Annotated in this window: 22 protein-coding genes and 1 pseudogene; 11 read left to right on the forward strand and 12 right to left on the reverse strand. The window is 72.2% G+C overall.

Features of this window, described 5'->3' with window-relative positions; translation table 11 throughout:
* The first annotated feature begins 18 nt into the window (after window positions 1–18).
* The 3 genes from ACWV17_RS06780 to ACWV17_RS06790 all read left to right on the forward strand — a co-directional run bounded on the left by ACWV17_RS06780 (window position 19) and on the right by ACWV17_RS06790 (window position 1094).
* Window positions 19–90, forward strand: coding sequence for a putative leader peptide (locus ACWV17_RS06780; RefSeq protein ID WP_455358915.1), 72 nt, complete (start codon window positions 19–21; stop codon window positions 88–90).
* 75 nt (window positions 91–165) lie between these two features.
* Window positions 166–711 carry a cysteine dioxygenase gene (locus ACWV17_RS06785; protein ID WP_455358888.1) on the forward strand — a complete coding sequence of 182 codons (546 nt, stop codon included), beginning with the start codon at window positions 166–168 and terminating at the stop codon, window positions 709–711.
* The gene (locus tag ACWV17_RS06790; protein WP_455358889.1) at window positions 708–1094 is read left to right on the forward strand and encodes a rhodanese-like domain-containing protein; all 387 of its coding nucleotides are present in this window, start codon (window positions 708–710) and stop codon (window positions 1092–1094) included. The genes ACWV17_RS06785 and ACWV17_RS06790 overlap by 4 nt, the downstream gene beginning before the upstream one ends.
* Before the next feature lie 387 nt (window positions 1095–1481).
* Here ACWV17_RS06790 and recX read toward each other — a convergent pair.
* Together recX and recA are read right to left on the reverse strand one after the other, a co-directional pair.
* Window positions 1482–2123, reverse strand: a pseudogene (gene recX / locus ACWV17_RS06795) (recombination regulator RecX); the annotation flags it as partial.
* Window positions 2111–3250, reverse strand: coding sequence for a recombinase RecA (recA, locus tag ACWV17_RS06800; RefSeq protein ID WP_455358890.1), 1140 nt, complete (start codon window positions 3248–3250; stop codon window positions 2111–2113). The gene recA and the pseudogene recX, both read right to left, overlap by 13 nt.
* Window positions 3251–3812: 562 nt before the next feature.
* On the opposite strand from recA, the gene ACWV17_RS06805 reads away from it, so the two are divergent.
* Together ACWV17_RS06805 and ACWV17_RS06810 are read left to right on the forward strand one after the other, a co-directional pair.
* Window positions 3813–4310, forward strand: coding sequence for a peptidylprolyl isomerase (locus ACWV17_RS06805; protein WP_455358891.1), 498 nt, complete (start codon window positions 3813–3815; stop codon window positions 4308–4310).
* A gap of 86 nt (window positions 4311–4396) precedes the next feature.
* Window positions 4397–4837, forward strand: a complete 441-nt coding sequence (locus ACWV17_RS06810; protein WP_455358892.1) for an ester cyclase — start codon at window positions 4397–4399, stop codon at window positions 4835–4837.
* Window positions 4838–5298: 461 nt separating this feature from the next.
* On the opposite strand, the gene bla is transcribed toward ACWV17_RS06810, so the two are convergent.
* Window positions 5299–6225 carry a class A beta-lactamase gene (gene bla / locus ACWV17_RS06815; RefSeq protein WP_455358893.1) on the reverse strand — a complete coding sequence of 309 codons (927 nt, stop codon included), beginning with the start codon at window positions 6223–6225 and terminating at the stop codon, window positions 5299–5301.
* Window positions 6226–6489: 264 nt separating this feature from the next.
* Window positions 6490–7449 (reverse strand): LysR family transcriptional regulator, encoded by a 960-nt coding sequence (locus ACWV17_RS06820; protein WP_455358916.1) that lies wholly within the window; start codon window positions 7447–7449, stop codon window positions 6490–6492.
* A gap of 40 nt (window positions 7450–7489) precedes the next feature.
* On the opposite strand from ACWV17_RS06820, the gene ACWV17_RS06825 reads away from it, so the two are divergent.
* Window positions 7490–8383, forward strand: a complete 894-nt coding sequence (locus tag ACWV17_RS06825; protein WP_455358894.1) for a serine hydrolase — start codon at window positions 7490–7492, stop codon at window positions 8381–8383.
* An 83-nt stretch (window positions 8384–8466) separates the two neighbouring features.
* Window positions 8467–9459, forward strand: a complete 993-nt coding sequence (locus ACWV17_RS06830; RefSeq protein ID WP_455358895.1) for an MBL fold metallo-hydrolase — start codon at window positions 8467–8469, stop codon at window positions 9457–9459.
* A 19-nt stretch (window positions 9460–9478) separates the two neighbouring features.
* Here the strand turns inward: ACWV17_RS06830 and ACWV17_RS06835 are convergent, their stop codons facing one another.
* Complete coding sequence (locus ACWV17_RS06835) at window positions 9479–10594, reverse strand: AI-2E family transporter (RefSeq protein ID WP_455358917.1); 1116 nt, start codon at window positions 10592–10594, stop codon at window positions 9479–9481.
* A 152-nt stretch (window positions 10595–10746) separates the two neighbouring features.
* Window positions 10747–10941: a DUF3046 domain-containing protein gene (locus ACWV17_RS06840; protein ID WP_455356975.1), complete on the reverse strand. Its 195-nt coding sequence runs from the start codon at window positions 10939–10941 to the stop codon at window positions 10747–10749.
* Between the two features lie 79 nt (window positions 10942–11020).
* Here ACWV17_RS06840 and ACWV17_RS06845 point away from each other — a divergent pair, with 79 nt between their 5' ends.
* Window positions 11021–11944: a hypothetical protein gene (locus ACWV17_RS06845; RefSeq protein WP_455358896.1), complete on the forward strand. Its 924-nt coding sequence runs from the start codon at window positions 11021–11023 to the stop codon at window positions 11942–11944.
* 32 nt (window positions 11945–11976) lie between these two features.
* On the opposite strand, the gene ACWV17_RS06850 is transcribed toward ACWV17_RS06845, so the two are convergent.
* The 3 genes from ACWV17_RS06850 to ACWV17_RS06860 are packed head-to-tail and all read right to left on the reverse strand — an operon-like array spanning window position 11977 to window position 14010.
* A complete protein-coding gene (locus ACWV17_RS06850; RefSeq protein WP_455358897.1) occupies window positions 11977–12285 on the reverse strand; it encodes an AzlD domain-containing protein in 309 nt (102 codons plus the stop codon).
* Window positions 12282–13079 carry an AzlC family ABC transporter permease gene (locus tag ACWV17_RS06855; RefSeq protein ID WP_455358898.1) on the reverse strand — a complete coding sequence of 266 codons (798 nt, stop codon included), beginning with the start codon at window positions 13077–13079 and terminating at the stop codon, window positions 12282–12284. Before ACWV17_RS06855 ends, ACWV17_RS06850 begins: the two co-directional genes overlap by 4 nt.
* 10 nt (window positions 13080–13089) lie before the next feature.
* Window positions 13090–14010: an AraC family ligand binding domain-containing protein gene (locus tag ACWV17_RS06860; protein WP_455358899.1), complete on the reverse strand. Its 921-nt coding sequence runs from the start codon at window positions 14008–14010 to the stop codon at window positions 13090–13092.
* A 138-nt stretch (window positions 14011–14148) separates the two neighbouring features.
* On the opposite strand from ACWV17_RS06860, the gene ACWV17_RS06865 reads away from it, so the two are divergent.
* From ACWV17_RS06865 to ACWV17_RS06875, 3 genes are all read left to right on the forward strand, one after another.
* Entirely contained in the window at window positions 14149–18783 is a 4635-nt protein-coding gene (locus tag ACWV17_RS06865) for an ATP-dependent helicase (protein WP_455358900.1), read from the forward strand.
* A gap of 357 nt (window positions 18784–19140) precedes the next feature.
* Complete coding sequence (locus tag ACWV17_RS06870) at window positions 19141–19941, forward strand: Fpg/Nei family DNA glycosylase (protein WP_455358901.1); 801 nt, start codon at window positions 19141–19143, stop codon at window positions 19939–19941.
* A 32-nt stretch (window positions 19942–19973) separates the two neighbouring features.
* On the forward strand, window positions 19974–20750 hold the full coding sequence (locus ACWV17_RS06875; RefSeq protein WP_455358902.1) for an SDR family NAD(P)-dependent oxidoreductase: 777 nt from the start codon (window positions 19974–19976) through the stop codon (window positions 20748–20750).
* Here the strand turns inward: ACWV17_RS06875 and ACWV17_RS06880 are convergent.
* From ACWV17_RS06880 to ACWV17_RS06890, 3 genes are all read right to left on the reverse strand, one after another.
* Entirely contained in the window at window positions 20698–20976 is a 279-nt protein-coding gene (locus ACWV17_RS06880) for a hypothetical protein (RefSeq protein WP_455358903.1), read from the reverse strand. The genes ACWV17_RS06875 and ACWV17_RS06880 overlap by 53 nt on opposite strands.
* A gap of 102 nt (window positions 20977–21078) precedes the next feature.
* Window positions 21079–21549 (reverse strand): Dps family protein, encoded by a 471-nt coding sequence (locus tag ACWV17_RS06885; protein ID WP_455356966.1) that lies wholly within the window; start codon window positions 21547–21549, stop codon window positions 21079–21081.
* Window positions 21550–21752: 203 nt separating this feature from the next.
* Entirely contained in the window at window positions 21753–22136 is a 384-nt protein-coding gene (locus ACWV17_RS06890) for a helix-turn-helix domain-containing protein (protein WP_366074397.1), read from the reverse strand.
* Between the last annotated feature and the right edge of the window lie 83 nt (window positions 22137–22219).

The raw sequence follows: 22219 nt of genomic DNA on the forward strand, positions 1-22219 counted from the left end.
AGCGTGACCGACACCGATGTGCGCCTGTGGCGGAGGGTCCATGTGGACCTCGTCCGCCATGCGGGCTGCGTGTGTCGCCCGTCCTGCTGATTCGCCCTCACCTCGCGCGCCCCGTGATTCCGGGCTGCCGCGCACGCACCCACGCGAACCTCAGGACGGCTCTTCATGTCACTCTCCGTTTCCTCGCCCGCCGGCGTCCAGGCGTCCTCCCCCGACTCCGGGCCCACCGCCTTCGAGCTGCTCGACTTCGTCCGCCGTACCGCGGCGGACGAGGAACTCATCTCCTCGCTCCCGCTCGACCCCGAGGGACGTACCTGGGTACGCCTCGACGGGCCTGGCGGCAGTGAGGCCTGGCTGATCGGCTGGCCGCCCGGCACGGGCACCGGCTGGCACGACCACGCGGAATCCCGTGGCGCGTTCGCCACGGCGCGGGGCGAGTTGAAGGAACACTCGCTCGTGGTCCGGCTGCCCAGTGCGGGGTGGAAGACCCTGGAACTGGCCGAAGGGGTGGACCGCGCACGGACGTTGCCCGCCGGCAAGGGCAAGGCGTTCGGGGAGCACCATGTGCACGAGGTGCTGAACGAGTCCGCCACCGAGCACGCGGTCTCCGTGCACGCCTACTTCCCGCCGCTACCGCTGCTCCGGCGGTTCAGCCGCAGCGGCGCGGTGCTGCGGCTGGAGCAGGTCGAGCGTCCGGGGGACTGGCAGTGAGCGGGCCGGTGGGCATCGATGAGCTGCTGGAGCGGGTCCGCGAGGACCTCGACCGGATCGGCCCCCGGGAGGCGTTCGAGGCGGCGGCCTCGGGTGCGCTGCTGGTGGACATCCGGTATCAGGCGCTGCGCGAGCGCGACGGGCTGATTCCCGGCGCGCTCGTCGTCGAACGCAACGAGCTGGAGTGGCGGCTCGATCCGCGGGGCAGTCACCGGGCGGTGGAGGCGACGAGTCACGACCTGCGGATCGTGGTGATCTGCAACGAGGGGTACGCGTCCAGCCTGGCGGCGGCATCACTCCAGCAACTGGGACTGCACCGGGCAACCGACCTCGACGGTGGCTTCCAGGCATGGCGCTCCGCAGGCCTGCCGGTCACCCCCTGAACCACCAGGCCCAAGGCCCCGGGCGGCCGTGCCGCCGCGCCCCCCCACGGCCTCGGCACGCCGCGCCGTCCGTGCCGACCCACAGCCGGCGCCCTGCCGTCCTCGCCCCCTGCGCTCACACGTTCCCGGCGAGCGGTCTTGGCCGCCTGGGCGCCCGGATTGCGCCGCCTGCGGCCCTCGGCGCCCCGCCCCTCCACCTCACACCGGCCAAGCGAGCAGCCCCGGCCGCCTGGGCGGCCGATCCGTACGCCTGCGCCCCAGCGCACCGCCGCTCGCCCATACCCGGCCGACGCCTCCAGGGGCCGCTCCCCGGACCCGGCCCTCGGCGCCCGCGCCGTGCCGGCTCTGGGTGCCCAAGGCCGCCCGCCCCGGCCACCGCCCCCACGGTCAGAACGGGTCGTACTCCAGGCCCTCCGTGTCCTCGCCCTCCTCCTCCAGCGCGCGGCGGACCACGCGGAGGGCCATGCCCTCCGGGTATCCCTTGCGGGCCAGCATTCCCGCCAGCCGGCGCAGGCGTCTGTCGCGGTCCAGGCCGCGGGTGGCGCGTAGTTTGCGGGCGACGAGTTCGCGCGCCGTCGCCTCCTCCTGCTCGGAGTCGAGTTGGCCGACGGCCTCCTCGATCAGCGTGGTATCCACACCCTTGGTCCGCAGCTCGCGCGCGAGCGCCCGGCGGGCCAGCCCCCGGCCGTGGTGCCGGGACTCCACCCAGGCGCCCGCGAAAGCCGCGTCGTCGATCAGGCCGACGTCCTCGAACCGGGACAGCACATCGTCGGCCACCTCCTCGGGGATGCCCCGCTTGCGCAGGGCGTCCCCGAGCTGCTTTCGCGTACGGGGGCTCCCGGTGAGCAGGCGCAGACAGATCGCCCGCGCCCGCTCCTCCGGGCTCTGCGACGGCTGCGGCGGCTGGGACGGCTGAGCCGTCCGCCCCTCACCGCCGCCCCCGGCCCTCACCCCGTCGGGGCTGCCGCCGTACTCGGAGTCCGCGCGGCCCGCCCACTCGGTACGCCGTCCCACGGTCAGCTCTTGGCTGTGGCGGCCTTGGTCGCCTTGGCCTTCGTCGCCGGTGCGGGCACCGACTTCGCGGCGTCGGAGGCCGACGCCGGCGCGGGAGCGGCACCGGCGGCGTCCGCACCCGGCTCTGCGGCCGGGACCTCGGGCCGGACACCCACGCCCAGCTTCTCCTTGATCTTCTTCTCGATCTCGTTGGCGAGATCGGGGTTGTCCTTCAGGAAGTTGCGGGCGTTCTCCTTGCCCTGGCCGAGCTGGTCGCCCTCGTACGTGTACCAGGCGCCGGCCTTGCGCACGAAGCCGTGCTCCACACCCATGTCGATCAGGCCGCCCTCGCGGCTGATGCCCTGGCCGTAGAGGATGTCGAACTCGGCCTGCTTGAAGGGCGGCGCGACCTTGTTCTTGACGACCTTGACGCGGGTGCGGTTGCCCACCGCGTCCGTACCGTCCTTGAGGGTCTCGATACGGCGGATGTCGAGCCGCACCGAGGCGTAGAACTTCAGCGCCCGGCCACCGGTCGTCGTCTCCGGGGAGCCGAACATGACACCGATCTTCTCGCGGAGCTGGTTGATGAAGATCGCGGTGGTCTTGGACTGGTTGAGCGCGCTCGTGATCTTCCGGAGGGCCTGGCTCATCAGCCGGGCCTGGAGACCGACATGCGAGTCGCCCATTTCGCCCTCGATCTCCGCACGCGGCACCAGGGCCGCGACGGAGTCGATGACGATGAGGTCGAGGGCACCGGAGCGGACCAGCATGTCCACGATCTCGAGCGCCTGCTCGCCGGTGTCCGGCTGGGAGAGGATCAGGTTGTCCGTGTCGACGCCGAGCGCCTTGGCGTACTCGGGGTCGAGGGCGTGCTCCGCGTCCACGAAGGCGACGGTGCCGCCCGCCTTCTGCGCGTTGGCCACGGCGTGCAGGGTCAGCGTCGTCTTACCGGAGGACTCCGGTCCGTACACCTCCACCACTCGCCCGCGCGGCAGTCCGCCGACGCCGAGGGCCACGTCCAGAGCGGTCGACCCGGTGGGGATGACTTCGATGGGGTCGTTCGGCCGGTCGCCGAGGCGCATCACGGCGCCCTTGCCGAATTGCCGTTCAATCTGTGCGAGCGCGGCGTCGAGCGCCTTCTCGCGGTCGGTGCCTGCTGCCATGGGTTCCACCCGATTTGCTTGTGTCGATCGCTTCACGTCAAAGACGCTAACGCCTGCCACTGACAATGCGCCCCCACGCCCTCCCAGCCTGTGGACAACTCCACCGATCCCGGAGAGCCACCGGCCGGAATCCCATAAGAATGGATGTTCGATTTTGGTGTCAAGCGCACCACACGGCATCCGCCGCGGCGTTGTCTGTCCTGTTCCGGATCAGCAGCGGACCGCTGGTTTCCCTCGTTGGAACGACTCCTGCGGTGTTTTGCTCTGCGGTGGCGCGCTTGTCCCGCTATCAAGATCGAGCCCTGTACGGACGATGAAAGGACCCTCCATGATCTTCACCGCTCTGCGCGGGGCGGCCGGCTCTGCGCTCGTTGCTGGCCTCGTCGCCGTGACTCCGGGGGCACACTCGACGTCCGGCTTCAGTGCCGCGGCCGCCTCTGCGCACCCCGCGGCAACCCCCTCGCCCACCGCCAAGCCCGGGGAGTGCCTGTTCTCGCCCAACAGGGAGCAGGGAGCGAAGAACGTGGGAACACCACCCGTGAGGCCCCCATACACGAGCACCGTGAAGGCCAGCCTCAAGACCAACCTGGGCGACATCGGGCTCTCGCTGGACGGGAAGAAGGCCCCTTGCACCGTCGACTCCTTCACCTACCTGGCAGCGAAGAACTTCTTCGACGGGACGAACTGTCACCGTCTGACCACCGGGGCGCTGAAGGTTCTCCAGTGCGGAGACCCGACCGGCACAGGCTCCGGCGGGCCGGCCTACAAGTACGGGGAGGAGAACCTGCCGAAGCCCGCATCCGGCAGGCAGACGGCGGAGTACGCCAAGGGCATCCTCGCCATGGCCAACGCAGGCCCAGGCACCAATGGGAGCCAGTTCTTCATGGTCTACGGCGACTCCGAGCTGCCTCCGAACTACACCGTCTTCGGCAAGGTCACCAGCGGCATGGACCTTCTGGAACAGGTCGCGCAGGCCGGATCAGACAACGCGAACGGTGAAGGCGACGGCGCCCCCCGCAAGAAGCTCACCCTCCAGGACGTGACGATCGCCCAGAAGTAGGCCCACCTCTTCAGCCCGGCGGTCGCCGGTACCGGCCGATGACCAGCTTGATACCCGCATCCGACATCACAACGAGGGCAGCGACCGTGACGACCGAGGCCACCGCCAACAAGGCACTCATCCGGCGGATTTTCGAGGAAGTGATCCCGGGCGGCGACGCCGCCACCATGCGCGGGCTGTTCGCCCCGGAGTGGGTGGACCACGATCCGTTGCCCGGGCAGCCCGCCGGGCGCGACGGCGCCGCGTTCGTGGTGTCGACGATGCACACAGCCCACCCCGACCTGCGCTTCACCATCGATGACCTGGTCGCCGAGTCAGACCGCGTCGTGATCCGGTGGACACTGCGCGGCACCAACACCGGGCCGATGCTCGGACGGCCGGCCACCGGCCAGCCCGTCGAACTCGCCGCAATCGTGATCTTCCGAATCGCCGACGGCCTGATCGCGGAGCGCTGGGCCGGCTGGAAGCCCGGCCGCTCACCGCAGACCCACCCGGCCCTGACGGCGCCAGTCACCCCGAGCGCGTAACGCGCGGGCTGAGCGGTCTGCAAACTGCGGGCTGCCGGCAACTGAGTTCCTTCTCCATCCTGGCCCCCCTGACCCAAGCCGCGCACCGACGCGCAGCTGCTCAGCGGCCAGTTCGCGGTCGTCGTGCCACTCGCGCACTGTTCGCGGCGCACGGGCTGGCGTTCGCCGGTCTCCGGCTGACCGGCCGCCCGTACGAGCGCGCCCGGCGGCCCGCGGGGCGGACCGGCTCCCGGCAGTCCTTCGCGCTCACCGCGGTGCTGATGGCGGCGCTGCCGTTGCTCGCCGGGCCGGCCCTGCCGCTGGGCCGAGTCGGCCGCGGACGGCGCGACGCTCGCACTCCTCGTCCCCGCGCTGCTGCTGGTCACCCTGCTGATCGCCGCCCAGGTGCTGGTCTGGCGCACGTTCGGACACCGGGTGACCCGCGCTTCGTACCTCTGAACCCCCGCAGCGCGTGCCTCCTGCTACGACAGCGTGTCGGCGACCACGGATGCCGCTTCCGCGATCAGTTTGTCGTCGTGGTCGGCGTCCTTTTCGCTGCGGTGCGACATGATCGCCATGACTATGGGGGCGGCGTCGGGGGGCCACACCACGGCGATGTCGTTGCGGGCACCGTAAAAGCTGCCGGTTCCGGTCTTGTCGCCGACCACCCAGCCCTTGGGCACCCCGGCCCTGATGAGGTCGTCTCCGGTGGTGTTGGTCCGCAGCCATTGCGTGAGCTGTGCACGTTCGGGCTTGCCGAGGACGTCTCCGAGAACGTACGCGCGCAGATCCTTGGCCAACGCCCGCGGGGTGGTCGTGTCCCGTGTCTCGCCCGGGGTCCATCGGCTCAGCTCGGGCTCGCGGCGCTCCATCCGGGTGACGTCGTCGCCGATCTTCTCGAGCGCGGCGTCGAGGCCCTGGGGCCCGCCCAGTGCGTCGAACAGCAGGTTGGCCGCGGCGTTGTCGCCGTAGCGGACGGCGGCGTCACACAGCTCGCGCAGGGTCATCCCGGTCTCGACGTGCTTTTCGCTCACGGGAGAGTTGGCGGTCAGATCGTCCCTGGAGTACTTGATCACCTTGTCCATCCCGCTCAGGGAGTACTGGCGCAGCACGGCACCGGCGGCCAGCGCCTTGAACGTGGAGGCGTAGGCGAACCGCTCGCCGTCGTTGTAGGCCACCTCGCGCCCGCTGCCGGTGTCGACGGCGTAGACACCCAGCCGCGCGTCGAACTTGCGCTCAAGCTCCTTCAAGTCGCCGGCGAACGGCTTCGCAGCCGTACTCGGCCTCGTCGTCGCGGCGGACGGAGACGACGAGGCCGGGGAGCCGTCTTGGCCGCAGGCCGCCAGCGGGACGAGGGCGAGCGAGGCAAGCGCACCGAGAGCGGCGCGCCGGGCACGGGTGAGCTGCATGGTCCAAAACCTCCGGGCGCCCCACACGCAGGGCGCATAAGGGGATGGAGCGACACGGCTCCATCCCGGTGCGTGGTCATGAGTGCCAGGACCCACCCTCACCTTCGGCCGCCCATGCGGTCCAATACGGTCGCGCGCTGTTCCATGCCGATCTGGCATGGAGTGCGGGCTGCGGATCTGGTGGGAGCAGCGTGTCGCGCGTACGGGTACTCAGAGGCCCGGCTTGCTCGCGCGGGCAGCCGGTCGGCACGGCGTCGGCTTGACTCAGTCGTACACCACTGACCACGGGCGGGGCGGCCCTTCCGGCGGGCGCGGGCTGTCGCCGCGGCGCAGGGCCGCCGTACGGTCGCGGGCGAGCACGTCGGCTGCGAGCTCCGCGAAGTGGGGAGCGGCCGGGTGGGCAGACCGGCCTGCGGGCCAGGCGCCAGTGATCCGCTGAGTGAGGGGGCGGCCTGCCAGGGGCCGCCAGACGACGCGGGGTTCCTTGCGGGCCACCGGCCCCTGGTCGAAGGCGATTCCGTGGCCCGCAGTGACCAGGGCCAGCAGGAACTCGGGATGGGAGGCGTGCCGGAGGCGGCCGGGCACGAAGCCCTCGGCGCGGCAGGTGTCGAGGATCCGGTCGTACCAGCCGGGGGCATGGGCACGCGGGAAGAGCACCAGGTCGTGGCCGGACAGTTCGCCGAGCGCGACCTCGGGGAGCCGGGCCAGCGGTGAGGTGCGGGGCAGGACGACTCCGAGTTCCACGGAGACCTCCGGGCCGAGGCGAAGTTCGGTGGCGTCCACGGGCTGGTGGACGAGGCCGACGTCGAGTCCGCCGGAGGCAAGCAGTCGCAGTTGTTCCTCGGTGGTGACCTCCTGCAGATCGACGGACAGGCCCGGGGAATGCTCCGCGCAGGCGGCGAGCAGCGCGGACAGCATCGCGGCCGTGGTGTCGGGAGGTACGCCTGCGCGCAGGGTGCCCAGGCCGCCGTCCCCGGCGCGCCGGGCCAGCGTCCGCAACCGGTCCTCGCGGGCGAGGAGTTCGCGGGCCTCGTCCAGCAGCACCATCCCGGCGGCGGTCAGCCGGATCTGGCGGTGTGATCGGTCGAACAGTTCGGCGCCGAGATCCTTCTCCAGTCTGCGTACCGCCTGGCTGAGCGGCGGCTGAGCCATGCCCAGCTGGTCGGCGGCCCGGCTGAAGTGCAGCTCGTCGGCGACGGTGACGAAAATACGCAGGTGGCGCAAGAGATCCACACTCAGGGACCTTACGTGAGGGAGTGAACCGGTGGTCGAGGAACGGATCCGCGAGGTCTTCGCGGGGGCGGGCGCCGAGGGACTGCTGCATGCGATCCCCGTCGGCAGGGAGCCGGGCGCCGAGGAGGTGGCGGTCGGCGCGGACGAGCTCGTCGTGATCGCCTCGGTCTTCAAGGTGCTGCTGGTTCTGGAGTTCGCCCGGCAGGCCGCAGCCGGCCAGCTCGACACCCGCGAGCGGATACGGGTGACCGCGGCCGACCGGCTCGGCGGCTGGGGCACGGCCGGCTGTATGGACGACGTCGAGCTGTCGCTGCGCGATCTGGCGTTCTTCGCGATGTCGGTCAGCGACAACTCGGCGGCGGATCTGCTGCTGGCGCGGGTGGGCCTGGACACGGTACGGCTGCTCGCCGGGGAACTCGGGCTCGGCAGGACGCGTATCGTGGGCGGCCCTCGTGACGTACTGGAGTCGATGCTCGCCGAGGTCGGGGCACGCGACGAGGCGGAGTTCGCCGTCCGTTACCCGGCTCTGCCGGATGACCGCAAGAGACGGCTGAGCGTGTTGGATCCCCGGCGGACCAACGCCAGCACGCCCCGCGAGATCACCCGGCTGCTGCGTCTCATCTGGCGTGACGAAGCGGGCCCGCCGGACGCATGCGCCCAGGTACGCGATCTGATGAGCCGCCAGGTCTTCCGGCATCGGCTGGTGTCGGGGTTTCCCGACGAGGTGACGGTCGCGGCGAAGACCGGCACCCTGCCGGGGCTCCACATGGAGGCGGGGGTCGTTCAGTATCCCGACGGCAGCCGCTACGCGGTCTCCGTCTTCGCCCGGACGCGGGAGCTGAACGCCTCGCGGCCGGCGGTGGATGCCGCGATCGGCGCCGCGGCCAGGATCGCCGTCGACTTCCTGCGGAGCACAGGCGTGTGACGTGGTCTCATATGCGTCTGCATATAGGGACGGCAGGATTTTGATCTTGGACTCGGGGGGTTGGGTCCTGATCTCCTGACGCCATGAGCGACGACACCGACACACAGCGCATCAAGAGGTTCGGCCGACGCACGGTCCTGCGTGGCGCCGCGCTCGGCGCGGCCGCCCCGCTGCTCACCTCCACGGCCGCCGCTTCCGAGGCGGCCACCCGCCGGGCGCCGGCGGCCGGTTCGGCGTCCTTCCGCTGGCTGGGCACCTCCGGCTGGCGCATCGACGTCGACGGACGGACCGTGCTCTTCGACCCGTACCTCACCCGGTTCAAGACCGGCCTGTTCGACGGGGCCTTCAACCCGGATACAGAGCTGAGGGTCGATCCCGGGTTGGTACGGGAGCACGTCGGCCGCCCCGAAATCGTCCTGGTCAGCCACTCCCACTGGGACCACCTTGCCGATGTGCCCTACATCGCCGAGTCCACCGGCGCCCGGGTCGTCGGCACCGAGACCACATTCCGTCTGCTGGTCGCGTTCGGTGTCGACCCGGGACAGATCTCGGTGGTGAAGGGCGGCGAGGTGCTGGACTTCGGCGGGCTCACCGTCGAGGTCGTGGCGAGCCTGCACAGCCGCAACAAGCGGCACTCCTACTTCGCCCCGGGCACGCTGAACGCGCCGCCCGCGGCAGTCCCGAAGACCATCTCCGACCTGCCGGAGGGCGACACACTCGCCTTCCAGGTGACGGCCGGGAACGGCGGCCCGTCGGCGTTCCTGATGGGCGCCAGCGACTTCTCCGAGCGGGTCGCGAAGGGACTCCGCCCTGATCTCGCGATGGTCGCGGTGCCGTCCAGCGCATCCACGTACCGCTATGTGCCTCGGCTGCTGCGGGCACTGGGCGAACCCGGCGTCGTCGTGCCCGTCCACTGGGACAACTTCGAGGAGCCGCTGAGCAAGCCCCCGCGCCGCGACACGTCGATGGACCTGGACGCATTCATCGCCCAGGTCCACCGGGAGTCTCCGGCGAGCCGGATCGTCGTCCCTGATTACCGCACCACGTACGACGGCGACATGCGGCCGATCCATTGAGCCTTGTCGCCGGGCCCCCCTAGTCGTTGCCCCGGCGCAGCGCGCGCCGGACGCGCGCGAGCACCGGTCCGCCGTGGCCCCGCCGGTGGCCGTGCACGCGCGGGTCGTCCGTCACCGCGTACCGCTTCACATACGCGCCGAGGAAGGCCTGCAGGGTGGCCACCGCCGGAATGGCGATCAGCGCGCCCACCGCACCGAGCAGCGCGGTGCCTGCGACGACCGACCCGAAGGCGACGGCGGGGTGGATGTCGACGGTCTTCGAGGTGAGCTTGGGCTGCAGGACGTAGTTCTCGAACTGCTGGTAGACCACGACGAACGCGAGCACGTACAGCGCGTACAGCGGGTTGACGGTGAACGCGATCAGCATCGGCAGCGCGCCCGCGAGATAGGTGCCGATGGTGGGGATGAACTGCGAGACGATGCCCACCCACACGGCGAGCGCCGGCGCGTAGGGCACTCCGAGGATCTCCAGCAGTACGAAGTGCGCCGCGCCGGAGATGAGCGCCATCAGGCCGCGGGAGTAGAGGTAGCCGCCGGTCTTGTTGACCGCGATCTCCCAGGCCCGCAGCACCTCGGTCTGCTTGGCGGGCGGGAGTACGGAACACAGGGCGCGGCGCAGCCGGGGGCCGTCGGCCGCGAAGTAGAAGGAGAACAGGCCGATCGTCAGCAGTTTGAACAGCCCGCCGAGCACGGTGGCGGAGACGTCGAGCACTCCCCCGGCGCTGCTCTGCACGTACTTCCGCAGCCAGTCGGAGCGCAGCAGGCTGTCCTGGATCTCCACGCGGGAGAGGTCGGTGTGGAAGGTCTGGTTGATCCACTTGATCACCGAGTCGATGTACTGGGGGAAGTCCTCGATCATCTGGATGATCTGGCCGGCCAGCATCGAGCCGAGCAGGACGACGAACCCCGCGCCCGCGACGAACACCACGAGGAAGACCAGGAAGGTGGCCAGCCCCCGCCGCATGCCACGGGCCGCCATCCGGCTCACGGCCGGCTCCACCGCGAGCGCCAGGAAGAACGCGATCAGGATGTTGACCAGCAGGCCGATGAGCTGGTGGAACGCCCAGCTGCCGAGCTGGAAGCAGGCGTAGAGGGCGAGCGCGAGCAGCAGCGCGCGCGGGAGCCAGGCCGGCATCCGGGCGGGCCCCGCGGGCGGTGTCGGGCCAGGCGCCGCCGGGGGCGGCGGGACCGGCGGGACCGGCGGCTCGGCCTGGGATTCTGCCTGGCCGGTCGGGGCCTGGGCGGTCTCGTCTGTCGCTGGCACGCAGCCAGTGTGGCGTACGGGCGTCAGCGCTTATCGGCGGGTACGTCCATCGCGGAACAGACCACGCGCCACACGTCCTTGGCGTTCCAGCCTGCGTCGAGCGCCTGGTGGACCGTACGGCCGCCGAGCTCGGACAGCACATGGTCGCGCGCGAAGGAATCGGCGTAACCGGCCCCGAAGTGGTCGGCCATCCGCTGCCAGAAAATCGTCAACCGCATGACTCCAGTATCACGCCCCTGGGAGTGCAGAGATGCACGACCGGCTTGCCGCGAGCGCTTTCCGCCCTACCTTCGGAACATGGCTGGATCCGATGCATCACCCCGTTCCCCGCTGGCCCGCGCCGAGCAGTTCATCTGGCTGACGGCCCGGGTGCTCGAGCAGCGGCGGTTCGCGTACCACTTCCTCGGCGGCGGCGCGGACGCGGTCGAGACGGCCCTCGACGCGTATCTGGTCGACGACGGCGGCTACGGCCACGGGCTGGAGCCCGATCTGCGCGGCCCGGTGAGCCAGCCGCTGCACACCGCGCACGCCCTCCGCGTCCTTGACTCCATCGGGCGCTGCGGCGGTCAGCGCGTCGAGAGGGTGTGCCGCTATCTGACGAGCGTCTCGACACCGGACGGCGCCCTGCCCGCACTCCACCCCTCGCTGCGCGGCTACCCGTCCGCGCCGTTCATCCCGGTCGTCGATGATCCGCCGAGCGAGCTGCTGGCCACCGGCCCGGTGGTGGGGCTGCTGCACCGCAACCAGGTCTGGCACGCCTGGCTCTTCCGGGCCACCGACTTCTGCTGGGCGGCCGTCGAATCCCTGGAGAAGTCGCATCCGTACGAGATCCAGGCGGCCGTCGCCTTCCTGGACGGCGTGCCCGACCGGTCCCGCGCCCGGGCCGCGGCGGACCGGCTGGGCCGGCTGGTACGGGAGCAGGGGCTCGCGGTGCTGGATCCCGGGCGGCGGGCGGAGTACCCGGTGCCGCCCGGTTACGCGCCGGGCGAGCACCACTTTCCGTACGACTTCGCGCGGCGGCCCGAGTCGCTGGCGCGCGGCTGGTTCACGGATGAGGAGATGGCCCGCTCGCTGGACTTCCTGGCGAGCGGGCAGCGGGAGGACGGCGGCTGGCCGATCTCCTGGCGCGAGTGGGCCGCGGGCCCCGCGCTGGAGGCGCGGCCGATGGTGACGATCGAGGCTCTGCTGACGCTGCGCGCCCACGGCCGCGGCGTCGGCTGACCCACGGCCGCGGCGCAGGCCCTTGGAGCCGGTCAGCCGCCCAGGGCGCGTACGCCCGCGGTGACGGCCACCGCGGCCCCGACCACCACCAGGAAGGGGGCGCGCAGCAGCAAGGCGAGCGCCGCGGCCGCGACTCCGGCGGCGCGGGCGTCGAGGACCAGTTCGCTGCCGGTGCTGAACGTCTGCTGGGCGGTGAGCGCGGCGAGCAGGGCGACGGGCAGCAAGGCGGCCAGCCGTCGTACAAGCGGGCGCTCCAGCGCGCCCGCGGGCACGAGCAGGCCGATCAGCTTCACGAGGTAGCAGCCGACGACGGTCGCTCCGATGGCGATCCAGATATTCATCGGCCGTCCTCTTGACCGGTCGGAGTGGTGGCACCGCCGCTGTCGCCGGGGCGGGCCCGGCGGCCCTGGAAGAACAGCACGGCGGGCGCGGCGAGCGCGGCGACAAGCACCGGCACCCCGGCCGGCAGGACGGGCAGGAAGGCCAGCCCCAGCACGAGTGCGAGTCCGGCCACCGCACGCTCGGTGGCCGTCTTCAGCATGGGCGCCAGCAAGGCGAGGAACACGGCGGGGCCGGCGGCGTCCAGGCCCCAGGCGTTGGGGTCACCGAGGGCTTCGGCTCCCAGGGCGCCGAGGAGGGTGGTGAGGTTCCACAGCACGTACAGCGTCAGGCCCGTGACGGTGAAGCCGATACGGACGCTGCGCCGGGTCGGCTGCGCGAGCGCGACGGCTGCCGTCTCGTCGATGACCCAGTGCGCGGCGAACGGGCGTACCCAGCGCGGCAGCGCGAGCAGCTGGGAGAGGCGCAGGCCGTAGAAGGCGTTGCGTACCCCGAGGAAGAAGGCGCCCGCGGCGGCCGTGAGCGGGTTGCCGCCGGCGGCGAGGGCTCCGACGAGCGCGAACTGCGAGGCGCCGGTGAAGACCAGCAGGCTCAGCGCGCAGGTCTGCAGGAGGGTGAGGCCGGAGCCGGCCGAGGTGACGCCGAAAGCGAAGCCGGAGAGGCCGACGGCGATGCCGACGCCCAGTGCGTCCCTGACGACGGCCGCGTCGGGCTTGGCGGCGGGCCTGCGCTCCGCCGCCTCCGCCGCCTGCCCCGCCTTGTCGCGTATCTCTGGTGATGCTGTCTGTTCTGGCACGTCAGCGACGTTACGTGGGCCGGCGGCCGCCCGTCTTGTACGTTCTTGCGGGCTCGTGCGCGGTCGCGGACTCGGCTGTTCCCGCGCGCTCGTACGTGCCCGCGCGCTCCCGCCGGTAGGCGCCGGGCGGCACCCCGACGATCCGGGTGAAGTGCCGGTTCAGATGCGGCTGGTCGGTGAAGCCGACGGCCACGGCCGCCTCGGCCGGCGCGGTCCCTTGGTCCAGGAGGTGTCGGGCGGTACGCACCCGGGCGTCGGTGAGCCAGGTGTGCGGCGGCATTCCGTACGCGGTTCTGAAGGCGCGCAGCAGCGCGAAAGGACTGGTCCCCAGCTCCCGCGCCAGCTGCTCCAGGGACGGCGGCTCCGTCATCCGTTCCTCCAGGAGCACCTTGGCGCGTGCGGCGGTGCGCGCGCCGGCCGCCAGGGGCGTACGTGCGGGAAGTGCGCGCCCGTGCCGGTGCAGCAGCCGGGCGACGACGATGCGCAGCAGACTGTCGGCTGCCAGGGCGTTGCCTTCCTCCGCCGCGCGGTGCACCTCGTGGATGAGCCGGGAGCCGTACGGGTCGTCGACGATGGTCTCGCCGAATCCGGCGGTGCCGCGGATCGTGGTGGCCTCCGCGGCGATCTCGGAGACCAGCTGGGTCGTCGGGTAGAGCGTGGCGTACTGCCAGCCCTCGGGCACGCCGGCCCTCGCGGAGTGCGGCACCTCGGGGTTGAGCATGACGACGCTGCCGTTACCGGCCCGGATGACGCCGTCGGGCAGGTGCACCTCCTCGATCCCGCCGACGACCGCGCCGAAGACATAGCCGTCGTGGCTGTGGCGGGGAAAAGCGTGGCGCACATAGCGTGCACGGAGCAGGTCGAGGCCTGGAAGATCGGCGTGCTGCCACAGCCTCGCCCACTCGCCCTTCCGGCCCGCATCCGTGTCCATGCCTATGCCCATAGAGCCATTCTGCTGCAGCACGGACCGTGCTGACCTGCGCATCCAGGTCGTGGACCCTGGTTGTGAGTGGCGTTGCAGGTGGCCTTGTCGGTGGCGTTGTCAGTGCCGGGGTGCACGATGGGGGGCATGGCCGGCTCCGCGCTCGATTCGTTCTCCCCCGCGACCCGCTCCTGGTTCTCGGGGGCATTCAGCGCGCCCACCGCCGCGCAGGACGGCGCGTGGCGGGCGATCCGTGAGGGCTCGGACGTGCTGGTCGTGGCCCCGACCGGCTCCGGCAAGACGCTGGCCGCGTTCCTCGCCGCGCTGGACCAGCTGGCGAGCACCCCGCCGCCGGCGGATGCCCGCAAGCGCTGCCGCGTGCTGTACGTGTCTCCGCTCAAGGCCCTCGCGGTCGACGTGGAGCGCAATCTGCGCAGCCCGCTGACCGGCATCCGCCAGGAGTCCGTGCGGCTCGGGCTGCCCGAGCCGGAGGTGCGGGTCGGTATCCGCTCCGGGGACACCCCGCCCGCCGAGCGGCGCGCCCTGGCGACCCGGCCGCCGGACATCCTGATCACCACCCCCGAGTCGCTGTTCCTGATGCTCACCTCCGCGACGCGTGACGCGCTGTCCGGCATCGAGACGGTGATCGTGGACGAGGTGCACGCCGTCGCGGGTACGAAGCGGGGAGCGCATCTGGCCGTGTCGCTGGAGCGGCTCGACGAGCTGCTGCCGCGGCCGGCCCGCCGGATCGGACTGTCGGCGACGGTCCGGCCGGTGGACGAGGTCGCCCGCTATCTGTCGCCGCAGCGCAAGGTGGAGATCGTCCAGCCGCGCTCGGGCAAGGAGTTCGACCTCTCGGTGGTCGTCCCGGTGGAGGACATGGGCGAGCTGGGCGGCTCTCCCGCGACCGAGTCGGACACGGGCGAGAAGCCGTCGATCTGGCCGCAGGTCGAGGAGCGGATCGCCGACCTCGTCCAGGCCCATCGCTCGACCATCGTCTTCGCCAACTCGCGCCGCCTGGCTGAGCGCCTGTGCAACCGGCTCAATGAAATCGCGTACGAGCGGGCCACCGGGGCGGCCCTGCCCGAAGGGGCACCGCCCGCCGAGATCATGGCGCAGGCCGGCGCGGCCCAGGGCGCTCCGGCGCTGCTCGCCCGGGCCCACCACGGCTCGGTGTCCAAGGAGCAGCGGGCGCTGGTCGAGGAGGATCTCAAGGCAGGGCGGCTGCCGGCCGTCGTGGCCACGTCCAGTCTGGAGCTGGGCATCGACATGGGTGCGGTGGACCTGGTGGTCCAGGTCGAGTCACCGCCGTCGGTCGCCTCCGGGCTCCAGCGGGTCGGCCGGGCCGGGCACCAGGTCGGGGCCGTCTCCACCGGTGTGGTCTTCCCGAAGTACCGGGGCGATCTGGTGCAGGCCGCGGTGGTCACCGAGCGGATGCGCACGGGCTCGATCGAGTCCCTGCGGGTCCCGTCCAATCCGCTGGACGTACTGGCGCAGCAACTGGTCGCGATGGTGGCCCTGGACGTGTGGCAGGTCGACGACCTGCTGACCGTCGTCCGCCGCGCCGCCCCCTTCGCGTCCCTGCCCGAGTCGGCGTTCACGGCCGTGCTCGACATGCTCGCCGGGCGCTATCCGTCCGACGCCTTCGCGGAGTTGCGCCCGCGTGTGGTGTGGGACCGCGTGGCCGGTACGGTCACGGGCCGGCCGGGCGCGCAGCGGCTCGCGGTCACCTCCGGCGGCACGATCCCGGACCGCGGCCTGTTCGGCGTCTTCCTCGCCGGAGCCGACCCCAAGAAGGGCGGCGGCCGGGTCGGTGAGCTGGACGAGGAGATGGTGTACGAGTCGCGGGTGGGCGATGTGTTCACGCTCGGCACGACCTCGTGGCGGATCGAGGACATCACCCGTGACCGGGTCCTGGTCTCCCCGGCCCCCGGAGTCCCGGGCAGGCTGCCGTTCTGGAAGGGCGACCAGCTGGGCCGCCCGCTGGAACTGGGCCGGGCGGTGGGCGCGTTCCTGCGGGAGGTCGGCGGCCTGCCGGAGGAGGACGCCCGGCTGCGGCTGCTGGCCGCGGGCCTCGACGCGTGGGCGGCGGACAACGTCCTGTCGTACCTCGACGAGCAGCGGCGCGCGTGCGGTCACGTCCCGGACGACCGCACGATCGTGGTCGAGCGGTTCCGGGACGAGCTCGGCGACTGGCGGGTCGTGGTCCACTCCCCCTTCGGGGCCCAGGTGCACGCGCCATGGGCGCTGGCGCTCGGCGCGCGGCTCTCGGAGCGGTACGGCATGGACGCCCAGGTGATGCACGCCGACGACGGCATCGTGCTGCGGCTGCCCGACGCGGACCTGCTCGGACTCGACCTGCTCGACCAGGACCCCGTACAGCAGGGCCTGGAGTACGACACGGAGCAGGCGCCCCTCGGGGCGGCCGACGTCGCCTTCGACAAGGGCGAGGTCAACCAGATCGTCACCGACCAGGTCGGCGGTTCGGCACTGTTCGCCGCCCGGTTCCGTGAGTGCGCCGCGCGTGCGCTGCTGCTGCCCCGCCGCAGCCCCGGCAAGCGCACGCCGCTCTGGCAGCAGCGGCAGCGTGCTGCCCAACTGCTCCAGGTGGCCTCGGAGTTCGGCTCGTTCCCGATCGTCCTGGAGGCGGTCCGCGAATGCCTCCAGGACGTGTTCGACGTTCCCGGCCTCACCGAGCTGATGGGCGACATCGAGTCCCGCCGGGTCCGGCTCGTCGAGGTGACCACCCCCGAGCCGTCGCCCTTCGCCCGTTCCCTGCTCTTCGGCTATGTGGCGCAGTTCCTGTACGAGGGGGACTCGCCGCTGGCCGAGCGGCGCGCTGCGGCGCTCTCCCTGGATTCCCGGCTGCTCGCGGAGCTGCTGGGCCAGGCGGAGCTGCGCGAACTGCTCGACGCCGAGGTCCTGACCGAGCTGGAGCAGGAACTCCAGTGGCTGACCGAGGACCGACGGATCAAGGACGTCGAGGGCGTCGCCGACCTCCTGCGCGTCCTGGGCCCGCTCACCGAAGCCGAACTGTCCGCCCGCGGCGGCGAGCCGGACTGGCCCCGGGAGCTGGCCGGCTCCCGCCGCGCCATCCGGGTCCGTATCGCGGGCGAGGACCACTGGGCGGCCGTGGAAGACGCCGGGCGGCTGCGCGACGCGCTGGGCACCGCGCTTCCGGTGGGCGTGCCGGAGGCCTTCACCGAACCGGTCAAGGACCCGCTCGGCGATCTGCTCGCCCGCTACGCCCGTACGCACGGGCCGTTCACCTCGGCCACGGCGGCGGCCAGGTTCGGCCTCGGCGCGGCGGTCACGGACGGTGCGCTGCAGCGCCTCGCCGCGTCGGGGCGGGTCGTCCAGGGCGAGTTCCACCCTGCCGGCATCGGCCAGGAGTGGTGCGACGCGACGGTTCTGCGCCGGCTGCGCCGCCGCTCGCTGGCGGCGCTCCGCCAGGAGTTGGAGCCGGTGCCGCCCGCCGCGCTCGCCGGCTTCCTCCCGCAGTGGCAGCATCTGGGCAGCAACAGCCTCCGGGGCATCGACGGCCTGGTCCGGGCCGTCGAACAACTGCAGGGTGCCCCGGTTCCCGCCTCCGCCCTCGAAAAGCTGGTCCTGCCCTCCCGCGTCACCGGCTACACCCCCACCCTGCTCGACGAACTGACCACCACGGGCGAGGTCCTGTGGGCCGGCGCGGGCGCCCTTCCGGGCAAGGACGGCTGGATCTCCCTCTACCTCGCCGACGCCGCTCCTCTGCTCCTCCCCCAGCCCCACCCGCTGGAACCGACCGCGCTGCACGAATCCGTGCTCACCGCCCTGTCCGGCGGCTACGGGCTGTTCTTCCGCCAGATCGCGGACCAGGTCCGGGCGACGACCCACCCGGAGGCGACCGATCCCCAACTGGCTGACGCGGTCTGGGAGCTGGCCTGGTCGGGCCGCCTGACCAACGACACACTGGCCCCGCTCCGCTCGCTGCTGGGCTCGGGCCGCACGGCGGGGTCCACCGCCCACCGGGCCAAGCGCCCGGTCCCCCGTGGGCGGTACGGCACGCTCACGGCGGCGGCCCGTACGGCGTCCCGTACAGGTCCGCCCACCGTGGCGGGCCGGTGGTCCCTGCTCCCCGCCGCCGAGCCGGACCCGACGCACCGCGCCCACGCGCTGGCCCGCACCCTGCTGGACCGGCATGGCGTGGTCACGCGGGGGGCGGTCGCCGCCGAAGGCGTCGAGGGCGGCTTCTCGGCCACGTACCGCATCCTCTCCGCCTTCGAGGACCGCGGGCAGGCGCGCCGCGGCTATGTCGTCGAGGGGCTGGGGGCCGCGCAGTTCGCGATGGACGGCGCGGTCGACCGTCTGCGGGCGGCGGCGACGGCCCGCGACCGCGCGGGCGAGGACACACCTCAGCGCGCCCTGGTCCTGGCGGCGGCCGACCCGGCCAACGCGTACGGGGCGGCGCTGCCCTGGCCGGAACCGCCGACCGGGGCGGGTCACAAGCCGGGCCGCAAGGCGGGCTCTCTGGTGGTGCTGGTGGACGGCGAGCTGGCCCTGTACATGGAGCGCGGCGGCAAGACGCTGCTCGCCTGGCCCACGGACCCGGACGACCCGACAGCCCCAGACGCCCGCCTCCACGCGGCGGCCGAGGCCCTGGCCGCGGCGGCCCGCGCGGGCATCCTGGGCACGATCACGGTGGAACGCACCAACGGCACCCCGGCCCTGACCTCCCCCCTGGGCCGAACCCTGGAAGCCGCAGGCTTCCACCCCACCCCCCGAGGCCTCCGCCTCCGCGCGTAGCCCTGGCGGGCGGGCCCCAGAGGCTCGCCGACAGACGCCCACGCAAGGCCGTGGGCCGTCGGCGGCCAACGGCATCGGGCGCCCCCGTGAGGGCCTGGGTGCATCTGCGGCGCACTCGCCCGCCCCACCCCACCGCCCGCCCGCAGCCGCCAGCGGCGAGCGCGCCCCGCGAGTAGGCCCGCACCCCTCCCCCCACCCGCACGGGTGGGGGGAGGGGAGACGCAGCCCGCCGCAGGCGGGCGCACCCCCACCGGGCCGCGCCCGGAAGCGCACCCCGAGCCAATGCGCGCATCACCCGGCGAGCCACCGCACCCGCACCGCGACACGCGTGCCGGGCCGGCCCGGCAGAATGGGGTCATGCCCGAAGGAGACACCGTCTGGCAGACCGCCCGGCGCCTGCACACCGCCCTCGCCGGGCACACCCTCATCCGCTCCGACCTCCGCGTCCCCCGCCTCGCCACCGCCGACCTCACCGGCCGGACCGTCCTGGACGTCACCCCGCGCGGCAAGCACCTCCTCACCCGCATCGAAGGCGGCCTCACCCTCCACAGCCACCTCCGCATGGACGGCGCCTGGAAGGTCTACGCCTCGGGCGAGCGCTGGCTCGGCGGCCCCGCGCACCAGATCCGGGCCATCCTCGGCACCGAGGACCACACCGCCGTCGGCTACCGTCTGCCCGTACTCGAACTGCTCCGCACCGCCGACGAGCAGCAGGCCGTCGGCCACCTCGGCCCCGACCTCCTCGGCCCGGACTGGGACCCGGAGCGGGCCCTGCGCAATCTCCTGTCGGACCCCGCCCGCCCACTCGGTGAGGCCCTCCTCGACCAACGCAACCTCGCCGGAATCGGCAACGTCTACAAGTCCGAGCTGTGCTTCCTCGCCCGCGTCACCCCCTGGCTTCCCGTCGGCGAACTCCCGTCCCCCGAGCGGCTGATCACCGCGGCCAAGAAGCTCCTGGACGCCAATCGCGACCGGCCCGGCCGCCGCACCACACCGGCACGGATCCCGGGCCAGAACCTGTACGTGTACGGCCGTGCCCCCCGCCCCTGCCTGCGCTGCGCCACCCCCATCCGCAGCGCCGATCAGGACGGGCGCCCCACCTACTGGTGCCCCCACTGCCAAGCAGGCCCGACCAGCCAGGCACTACCGCCCAGTTGACGGTCCGTCAGACATCGCCGTACGGTCCGGCCATGCCCCTCAACGCGTACGACCTCACCGGCCGCACCGCGCTCGTCACGGGCGCGGCGAGCGGCATAGGACGGGCCTGCGCGGCGCTCCTCGCCGAGGCCGGCGCCGCCGTTCACTGCGCGGATCTCGACGAAACGGGCCTCCACGAGACCGCGGCCCGGATCGCGAAAGCGGGCGGCACGGCCCACGCCCACTCCCTCGACGTCACCGACCGGGCGCAGCTGAAGGCAGCCGTCGCCCACGTCATCCACACCGCCGGCCGGCTCGACATCACGGCCGCCGTCGCCGGAATCATGCACACCAGCACCGTCCTGGAGACCCGGGACGAGGACCTCGACCGCGTCCTCTCGGTCAACTTCAAAGGGGTGCTGTACGCCTGCCAGGAGTCGGCGCGAGCGATGATCGCCACCCGCAAACCCGGCAGCATCATCACCATGGCCTCCGGCGCGGTCGACACGGCAGGCGCCGGCCTCCTCTGCTACAGCGCCGCCAAGGCCGCGGTGGTCCAGCTGACCAAGACCCTCGCCGCCGAGGTGGGCCCCGACGGAATCCGCGTCAACTCCGTTGCTCCGGGCTGGATCCGTACCCCGATGACGGACCGGCACGACCCCTCGGCCCAGCAGCAGGCCGAAGCGGCGATGGTCCGCCTGTCACCGCTGCGCAGGGTCGGCGAGCCGGAGGACATCGCGCAGGCCGTGCTGTACCTCGCCTCGGACGCGTCGTCCTTCATGACGGGCCAGATCCTGCGCCCGAACGGAGGCGTCGCGATGCCCTGGTAGCCCGCCCCGTACGCGTACGCACACTCACCCGCCCCCGCGGCCGCGGCACACAGTGCACCGGCAGCAGACTCAGCCCCCACCCGCCCGCCGCCACCGCACCCTCGACCACCCCGGCCCGGCCCGGCACGAACGCCAGCCGGAGTACGGCCCACCACCACAGCCCGCCGAGGACGAGCACCAGCGGCCACTTCACCGCGGGGCGCCCCCAGAAGTCACGCCATGCCATGGCTGCCTCCTCCGGCCCGATCGACCGGACAGACTAGACGGGGGCGTTCGCCCACGGGAGGGCGCACCGGGTGCACACCCGGCGCGCCTCGTCCCGCGTGAGCTACCCGTTCTCGGCCTGGAACATCCAGTGGTGCTTCTCGAGGTCGGCGGTCAGACCGATGAGAATGTCCTGGCTGACCGGGTCCGGCTCATCGGTCGCGACGATCCGCTCCCGCATCCGGCTGATCACCGAACCGAGCGCGGCGACCAGCGTGCTGATCGCGTCCGTGTCCTTGATCCAGCCTTCGTGCGTCTTGGCGATCCCACTGGTCTGGGCGACCGTCGCGGCCCGCCCGTCCGGCGACACCCCGAGCGCGGAGGCGCGCTCCGCCACCGTGTCGGTGTACTGCCGCGCGACGGCGACGACCTCGTCGAGCTGGAGATGTACAGAGCGGAAGCGCGGCCCCACCACGTTCCAGTGGACCTGCTTGGCCACCAGGGAGAGGTCCACCAGGTCCACCAGCGCGCCTTGCAGCGCTTCGGCGACCACCTTGAGGTCGGCATCCGGCAGCGGGCTCTTCACCACAGACATCCGTGTCCTCCGATTCATGTCCGATCCCCTCAACCATGGCACGAATGCCGCAATTCGGTCACCTGAAGGGCTCTGAGGGGGCTCTGAGAGCTCTGAAAGCTCTCAGGCTCTGGGAACCGGGGACGACAGAAGCCCCGGCCGGCACACGAGTACCGACCGGGGCTCCGGCGTAAACGCGTTCGTACGGATTCGTACGAACCGGATCAGGCGGCGACGACGTCCACCGCTTCCGCGGGGGCCTTGATCGTCACCCGCTCCGGCGGGCCGCCTGTAACGGACGTCACAGAGACCGAATTGAGCATCGGGCGTACTGGCGCAGGCACCGTTTCACTCGCCGCTGCCGACTGGGCCAGCTCGGCGAGGGACAGCTCGTCACTCACTTCGCGCATGAGCTCGGACATCCGTACGTCAAGCGCGTCGCAGATCGCGGAGAGCAGCTCGGAGGAAGCCTCCTTCTGCCCCCGCTCCACCTCGGAGAGATAGCCGAGCGATACCCGGGCGGACGAGGAGACTTCGCGCAGAGTACGGCCCTGGCGCTGGCGCTGCCGACGCAGCACGTCACCAAGCAGGCGACGGAGCAGAATCATCGGTGGCTCCCTCCTCGGACCGCGTAGCCGCATCCTTCACGCCCCACCGTACCGCCTCGCGCTGCGGCCGTGCGGGGAGCGAT

The sequence above is a fragment of the Streptomyces mabaensis genome (genome assembly GCF_053763515.1).

Excerpts from the sequence above, each read along its gene's own strand:
- recA (WP_455358890.1), bottom strand. The coding sequence starts at position 3,250 with ATGGCAGCAGGCACCGACCGCGAGAAGGCGCTCGACGCCGCGCTCGCA.
- ACWV17_RS06890 (WP_366074397.1), bottom strand. The coding sequence starts at position 22,136 with ATGATTCTGCTCCGTCGCCTGCTTGGTGACGTGCTGCGTCGGCAGCGC.
- ACWV17_RS06840 (WP_455356975.1), bottom strand. The coding sequence starts at position 10,941 with ATGCGGTTGACGATTTTCTGGCAGCGGATGGCCGACCACTTCGGGGCC.
- ACWV17_RS06835 (WP_455358917.1), bottom strand. The coding sequence starts at position 10,594 with ATGCCGGCCTGGCTCCCGCGCGCGCTGCTGCTCGCGCTCGCCCTCTAC.
- ACWV17_RS06850 (WP_455358897.1), bottom strand. The coding sequence starts at position 12,285 with ATGAATATCTGGATCGCCATCGGAGCGACCGTCGTCGGCTGCTACCTC.
- ACWV17_RS06860 (WP_455358899.1), bottom strand. The coding sequence starts at position 14,010 with ATGGACACGGATGCGGGCCGGAAGGGCGAGTGGGCGAGGCTGTGGCAG.
- ACWV17_RS06870 (WP_455358901.1), top strand. The coding sequence starts at position 19,141 with ATGCCCGAAGGAGACACCGTCTGGCAGACCGCCCGGCGCCTGCACACC.
- ACWV17_RS06785 (WP_455358888.1), top strand. The coding sequence starts at position 166 with ATGTCACTCTCCGTTTCCTCGCCCGCCGGCGTCCAGGCGTCCTCCCCC.
- ACWV17_RS06885 (WP_455356966.1), bottom strand. The coding sequence starts at position 21,549 with ATGTCTGTGGTGAAGAGCCCGCTGCCGGATGCCGACCTCAAGGTGGTC.
- ACWV17_RS06845 (WP_455358896.1), top strand. The coding sequence starts at position 11,021 with ATGGCTGGATCCGATGCATCACCCCGTTCCCCGCTGGCCCGCGCCGAG.
- ACWV17_RS06865 (WP_455358900.1), top strand. The coding sequence starts at position 14,149 with ATGGCCGGCTCCGCGCTCGATTCGTTCTCCCCCGCGACCCGCTCCTGG.
- bla (WP_455358893.1), bottom strand. The coding sequence starts at position 6,225 with ATGCAGCTCACCCGTGCCCGGCGCGCCGCTCTCGGTGCGCTTGCCTCG.
- ACWV17_RS06875 (WP_455358902.1), top strand. The coding sequence starts at position 19,974 with ATGCCCCTCAACGCGTACGACCTCACCGGCCGCACCGCGCTCGTCACG.
- ACWV17_RS06880 (WP_455358903.1), bottom strand. The coding sequence starts at position 20,976 with ATGGCATGGCGTGACTTCTGGGGGCGCCCCGCGGTGAAGTGGCCGCTG.
- ACWV17_RS06830 (WP_455358895.1), top strand. The coding sequence starts at position 8,467 with ATGAGCGACGACACCGACACACAGCGCATCAAGAGGTTCGGCCGACGC.